Below are 6,000 nucleotides of genomic sequence, written 5' to 3'. Positions count from 1 at the left end.
TTTCCGCTCGTGCTGCGCGAGGCGGGCTCCGCCGTGCGGCAACTCGTCGAGCGCGCGTTTGCGCAAGGCGCGGCGCCGATGCGCGTCGCGTTCGAGATCGCGGGCGTCGAGGCCGTCAAGGAAGCCGTGCGGGCCGGGATGGGCGTCGGGTTCGTGTCCGCGATGTCGCTGCGTCACGACGATGCCGCGCTCGTCCTGCGCTCGCTCGCACCGGCGCCGCTCACGCGTCACTTCTCCATCCTCGTGCCGCACGGCGGCGCGCCGTCGCGGGTCGCCGCCCAATTCCTCGAAATGAGCCTCGCACACGACATCGCCTGAGCGGCCGAACCCGGCCCGGGAACGCGCGATGCTCGCCGTCAGGCGCGCGTTTGCGTCGTGCCCCGTCTTAGGGATTTCCTCTATGGCGTGGGTCTGACACGAAGCGCACCATCCGTCTCAAGCAAATGGAACCGGTTCCATTCCGGGGAAAAAGGGCAAAATGACAGACATCGTGATCGTGGCGAGCGCATTCGGGATGGACCGCGTGCGTCAGGAGGGCCACAGCGCATTCATCGCGACCGCGGCGGCATCCGGTGCGACCGGCTTCGAGGTGCGGCGCGAACTGTTCGCGTCGGAAGCGGAAGCCGCGCCTGGCGCGCTGGCTGCGCTCGGCGCGCAACTGGCCAGCCACGGGTTGTGGTCGGTGTTTTCGACGCCGGCCAACCTGTACACGGAAACGGGTGCGCTCGATGCGGACGCATTGCGCAGCGCGCTCGCCGAAGCCGACGCGCTCGGCGCGCGCTTCGTGAAATTCCAGCTCGGCGGCTTTGCCGGCGACGCGCACGCGGCCGACATCGTTGCGCTGTCGCGCGGCGCGCGGGCCCGCGTGGTGGTCGAGAACGGCCAGCTTCCGGTCGGCGGTGCGCTCGCGCAGTTCCGCGGGCTGTTCGAGGCGCTGGCCGCGGCGGGCATGCCCGATGCACTCGGGATGACGTTCGACATCGGCAACTGGCAGTGGCCGGGCGAAGCGCCGCTTGATTGCGCGCAAGTGCTTGCGCCGCATGTGGAATACATTCATTGCAAGGCAGTCGCGGGCGAGGGCGCACGCCGTTTCGCCGCCGCGCCGGCGCCGAACGACCCGCTCGTGACCGGCGTGCTCGCTGCGCTGCCGCAGCAGGCGCCGCGCGGCATCGAGTTCCCGTTCGACGCGGCCGACCTGGCGGGCGATGCATGCCGGCGCGTCGCGTGGCTCGCCACTGCGTGACGACGTGACGGCGGAAGGATCCTGGAGAGTTCATTGATGAAAGCAGCACTCGATGTCGTGACCTACGGCGAAGCGATGGCGATGTTCGTCGCGACCGAGCCCGGCCATCTCGCGCACGCGACGCAATTCGCGAAGCGGATCGCGGGCGCCGACCTGAACGTGGCGATCGGCCTGTCGCGGCTCGGCTTCCGGGTCGGCTGGATGAGCCGCGTCGGCCGCGATTCGTTCGGCGGTTACGTGCTCGACACGCTATCGCGCGAAGGCATCGACGCGTCGTGCGTGACCGTCGATCCGCGGTATCCGACCGGCTTCCAGCTGAAGTCGCGCAACGACGACGGCTGCGACCCGACCGTCGAATATTTCCGCAAGGGCTCCGCCGCGAGCCACCTGTCGTGCGACGACTACGTGGCCGACTACGTGCTCGGCGCGCGCCACCTGCACCTGACGGGCGTCGCGCCGGCGATCTCCGCGACCTCGTGCGAGCTCGCGTTCAAGCTCGCCCGCGAAATGCGCGCGGCCGGCAAGACGATCTCGTTCGACCCGAACCTGCGCCCGACGCTGTGGCCGTCCGCCGACGTGATGGCGAAGACGCTGAACGCAATCGCGTCGCTCGCGGACTGGGTGCTGCCGGGCATTGCCGAAGGGCGACAGTTGACCGGGCATGACACACCGGCCGACATCGCGGGCTTCTATCTTGCACAGGGCGCGCGCGGTGTCGTGATCAAGCTCGGTGCGGAAGGCGCGTACTACCGGACGGCCGACGGCCATGACGGAACGGTGACGGGCGAGCGCGTGCAGAACGTCGTCGACACGGTCGGCGCCGGCGACGGCTTCGCGGTCGGCGTGGTCAGCGCGCTGCTGGAGGGCAAGACGATCGAGCAGGCGGTGGCGCGTGGCAACCGGATCGGCGCGCTCGCGATCCAGGTGATCGGCGATTCGGAAGGGCTGCCGACCCGCGCCGCGCTCGATCGATTCGAAAACGTCAGCAATCGCGCCGATCGCTTAGAGGAAACCTTCACCGCGCAATGAGAGGCCGGACACGGCACAATCCGCGGACTCATTTCGTCGTGCTTGCGCACGGCAACATCCGGGACCGGGACGCGCGTCGAAGCGTGCGTTCCGACTGCGAAGCATGGGACCGGAGTAAGCGCTAAAGCGCTGACACTGGTCGACATAGGAGACATTCTGATGGCCAACACTCTCGCTGCCCGCCGCTGGTGGACGATCATGCCGATCGTCTTCATCACGTACAGCCTCGCCTACCTCGACCGCGCGAACTACGGATTCGCGGCCGCGGCCGGCATCAACCAGGACCTCGGGATCAGCAAGGGCCTGTCGTCGCTGATCGGCGCATTGTTCTTCCTCGGCTACTTCTTTTTCCAGATTCCCGGCGCGATCTATGCGGAACGCCGCAGCGTGAAGAAGCTCGTGTTCGTCAGCCTCATCCTGTGGGGCGCCTGCGCGGCGCTTACGGGCGTGGTCAGCAACATCCCGTCGCTGATGGCGATCCGCTTCGTGCTCGGCGTCGTCGAGGCGGCCGTGATGCCGGCGATGCTGATCTACATCAGCAACTGGTTCACGAAGAACGAACGCTCGCGGGCGAACACGTTCCTGATCCTCGGCAACCCGGTCACCGTGCTGTGGATGTCGATCGTGTCGGGCTATCTCGTGCACGAATTCGGCTGGCGCCACATGTTCATCGCCGAAGGCGTGCCGGCCGTCCTCTGGGCCGTGTGCTGGTGGTTCCTCGTGCAGGACAAGCCGGCCGATTCGCCGTGGCTCAACGCGCAGGAAAAGCGCGACCTCGACGCGGCGCTCGCGGCCGAGCAGGCAACGATCAAGCCCGTGCGCAACTATGGCGAGGCGTTCCGCTCGCCGGCCGTGATCAAGCTGTGCGCGCAGTATTTCTGCTGGAGCATCGGCGTGTACGGCTTCGTGCTGTGGCTGCCGTCGATCGTCAAGAACGGCTCCGACCTCGGGATGGTCGCGACCGGCTGGTTGTCCGCGCTGCCGTATCTCGCGGCGACGATCGCGATGCTCGCCGCGTCGTGGGCGTCCGACAAGGTCGGTTCGCGCCGCGGCTTCGTGTGGCCGTTCCTGCTGATCGGCGCGGCTGCGTTCGCCGCATCGTACGCACTCGGCTCGTCGCACTTCTGGATCTCGTATGCGCTGCTGGTCGTGGCAGGCGCCGCGATGTACGCGCCGTACGGCCCGTTCTTCGCGATCGTGCCGGAACTGCTGCCGAAAAACGTCGCCGGAGGTGCGATGGCGCTGATCAACAGCATGGGCGCGCTCGGCTCGTTCGTCGGCTCGTACTTCGTCGGCTACCTGAACGGTGCGACCGGCTCGCCCGTCGCGTCGTACGCATTCATGAGCGCCGCGCTCGTCGCCGCGGTGATCCTCACGCTGTCCGTCAAACCCCAGGCGCGCGATACGCATCCGCTCGCGACGCCGCTGCAAGGAAAATGAATCAGATGAAGCCCCGTATCGTCGCGTACAAGCCGCTGCCCGATGACGTCCTCGCGTACCTGCGCGAGCATGCGGACGTCGTGCAGGCCGACGGCGCCGCAGCCCTCGCCGATGCGCTCGGCGACGCGGACGGCGCGATCGGCGCGAGCCTGAAGGTCACGCCGCAGATGCTCGACCGCGCCCCGCGGCTGAAGGCGTGGTCGACGATCTCGGTCGGCTACGACAACTTCGACGTTGCGGACCTCACGCGGCGCGGGATCGTGCTCGCCCATACGCCGGACGTGCTGACCGAGTCGACCGCCGATACGGTGTTCTCGCTGATCCTTGCGTCCGCGCGACGCGTGGTCGAGCTGGCCGAGTGGGTGAAGGCCGGCAACTGGCATCACAGCATCGGCCCGGACCTTTACGGCACCGACGTGCAGGGCAAGACGCTCGGCATCGTCGGGCTCGGGCGGATCGGCGGCGCGGTCGCGCGCCGCGCGGCGCTCGGCTTCCGGATGCAGGTGCTGTACGCGAACCGGTCCGCGCATGCGGAAGCCGAGACGCAGTACGGCGCGCGGCGCGTCACGCTCGACGAACTGCTCGCGCAAGCGGATTTCGTGTGCCTGCAGGTGCCGCTGTCCGCGGAAACGCACCACCTGATCGGTGCGGCCGAATTCGCGAAGATGAAGCGCGGGGCGATCCTGATCAACGCATCGCGCGGGCCGGTGGTCGACGAAGCCGCGCTGATCGATGCGCTGCGCGCGGGCACGATCCGCGGCGCGGGGCTCGACGTGTTCGAGAAGGAGCCGCTGGCGGCGGATTCGCCGCTGCTGCAGATGAAGAATGTCGTCGCGCTGCCGCATATCGGCTCGGCGACGCACGAGACGCGCCATGCGATGGCGCGCTGCGCTGCGGAAAACCTGGTCGGCGCGCTGGCCGGCACACTGCGCACGAATCTCGTCAACCCGGATGCGCGCGCACAGGTCTGATCCGCCATATTCGTCCGGCCGGGGTGACGCCGGCGCTGTTAGAGGCGATGATCTTGGTGCCGGAGGGCTGGCTGCGTTATGATCCCCGCGCGTCGCGTCGACGCGCCCGGCAACGCTGCCGGTGGCGTCCCGCGACGGGTATCCGCGCCAGGTCCGGTGCGGCCGACTGCTTTTGCAGGTAACCGGGGCGGGTGCCGACGCGCCGGCGCCGATCAGCAGCGAAGCAGGGGATCGGCGTAAGCTCGAGCGCCAACGCTGACCGACCGCGAAGCATGGGACCAGCGTAAGCGCTGAAGGGCAGACGCTGACCGACCGCGAAGCATGGGGGCAGCGTAAGCGCTGAAGGGCAGACGCTGGCCGACCGCGAAGCATGGGGTCAGCGTAAGCGCTAAAGCGCTAACGCTGACCGACAGGAGATTCCACCGGGTGGCTTACGTTTCCAACAACAAAGGTCCGTCTGCTCACGAAGCGGCGCGGATCGTACGTCGCGAGGCACGACAGTGACCGATTCGCAACCAACCACGACGCGTCCGGCGACGATCAGCGATGTCGCGCGCGAGGCCGGCACGGGCAAAACCAGCGTGTCGCGCTACCTCAACGGCGAGACGCACGTGCTGTCCACCGATCTGCGCCAGCGGATCGAAACGGCCATCGCACGGCTGAACTACCGGCCGAACCAGATGGCACGCGGGCTCAAGCGCGGCCGCAACCGCTTGCTCGGCATGCTCGCGGCCGACCTGACCAATCCCTATACCGTCGAAGTGCTGCAGGGCGTCGAAGCCGCATGCCATGCGCTCGGCTACATGCCGCTGATCTGTCACGCGGCCAACGAAGTCGAGATGGAGCGCCGCTTCCTGCAACTGCTCACGACCTACCGCGTCGAAGGCCTGATCGTCAACGCGCTCGGCGCCGACGAGGACGTGCTGCGCCCGCTGCGCGGGGCCGGCATCCCGGCCGTGCTCGTCGACCGGACGGTCGAGGGCTTCGAGGCCGACCTGATCGGCCTCGACAACGGCGATGCGATCGAGACGGCGCTCGCTCACCTGATTGAACACGGTTTCGACGCAATCCATTTCATCGTGCAGCCGTTCGAGCGCGTCAGCTCGCGGCGCCTGCGCGAGGCCGCGTTCCGCACGGCACTGGCGGCGCGCGGGCTGACGGTGCCGTCGACGGTCGTGCTCGACCTGAACGAGCCCGAGGTGGTCACGGCGGCGCTGGCCGACATCGATGCCCGCATCGACGACGCGGCGCGGCGCGGTGTGAGATCGGAAGAGCGGCGTGGCGGGGACGAGTGTGGCGCAGCGTGTACGCGTCGGG

Annotated in this window: 6 protein-coding genes; all 6 read left to right on the top strand. The window is 68.3% G+C overall.

Annotation, left to right across the window (positions count from 1 at the left end; genetic code table 11):
- The coding region (locus G3N93_RS32300; protein ID WP_241026779.1) for a LysR substrate-binding domain-containing protein at nucleotides 1-318 on the top strand (318 nt) is incomplete at its 5' end.
- A gap of 160 nt (nucleotides 319-478) precedes the next feature.
- Nucleotides 479-1,243: a sugar phosphate isomerase/epimerase gene (locus G3N93_RS32295; RefSeq protein ID WP_174933945.1), complete on the top strand. Its 765-nt coding sequence runs from the start codon at nucleotides 479-481 to the stop codon at nucleotides 1,241-1,243.
- Nucleotides 1,244-1,279: 36 nt separating this feature from the next.
- Nucleotides 1,280-2,272 (top strand): sugar kinase, encoded by a 993-nt coding sequence (locus G3N93_RS32290; protein ID WP_174933947.1) that lies wholly within the window; start codon nucleotides 1,280-1,282, stop codon nucleotides 2,270-2,272.
- Nucleotides 2,273-2,431: 159 nt separating this feature from the next.
- On the top strand, nucleotides 2,432-3,712 hold the full coding sequence (locus tag G3N93_RS32285; protein WP_174945368.1) for an MFS transporter: 1,281 nt from the start codon (nucleotides 2,432-2,434) through the stop codon (nucleotides 3,710-3,712).
- A 5-nt stretch (nucleotides 3,713-3,717) separates the two neighbouring features.
- Complete coding sequence (locus tag G3N93_RS32280; protein WP_174933951.1) at nucleotides 3,718-4,683, top strand: NAD(P)-dependent oxidoreductase; 966 nt, start codon at nucleotides 3,718-3,720, stop codon at nucleotides 4,681-4,683.
- A gap of 500 nt (nucleotides 4,684-5,183) precedes the next feature.
- On the top strand, nucleotides 5,184-6,000 hold an 817-nt coding region (locus tag G3N93_RS32275), incomplete at its 3' end, for a LacI family DNA-binding transcriptional regulator (protein WP_206134781.1).

The organism is Burkholderia sp. Se-20378, assembly GCF_017104665.1.
Lineage (GTDB): Bacteria > Pseudomonadota > Gammaproteobacteria > Burkholderiales > Burkholderiaceae > Burkholderia > Burkholderia lata.
The sequence above is the reverse complement of the archived record's forward strand: the minus strand, read 5'-3'. Positions and strand labels throughout refer to the sequence as shown.

What these genes read in the sequence shown, in the direction of transcription:
- G3N93_RS32285 (WP_174945368.1), top strand. Translation starts at nt 2,432, where the DNA reads ATGGCCAACACTCTCGCTGCCCGCCGCTGGTGGACGATCATGCCGATC.
- G3N93_RS32280 (WP_174933951.1), top strand. Translation starts at nt 3,718, where the DNA reads ATGAAGCCCCGTATCGTCGCGTACAAGCCGCTGCCCGATGACGTCCTC.
- G3N93_RS32295 (WP_174933945.1), top strand. Translation starts at nt 479, where the DNA reads ATGACAGACATCGTGATCGTGGCGAGCGCATTCGGGATGGACCGCGTG.
- G3N93_RS32290 (WP_174933947.1), top strand. Translation starts at nt 1,280, where the DNA reads ATGAAAGCAGCACTCGATGTCGTGACCTACGGCGAAGCGATGGCGATG.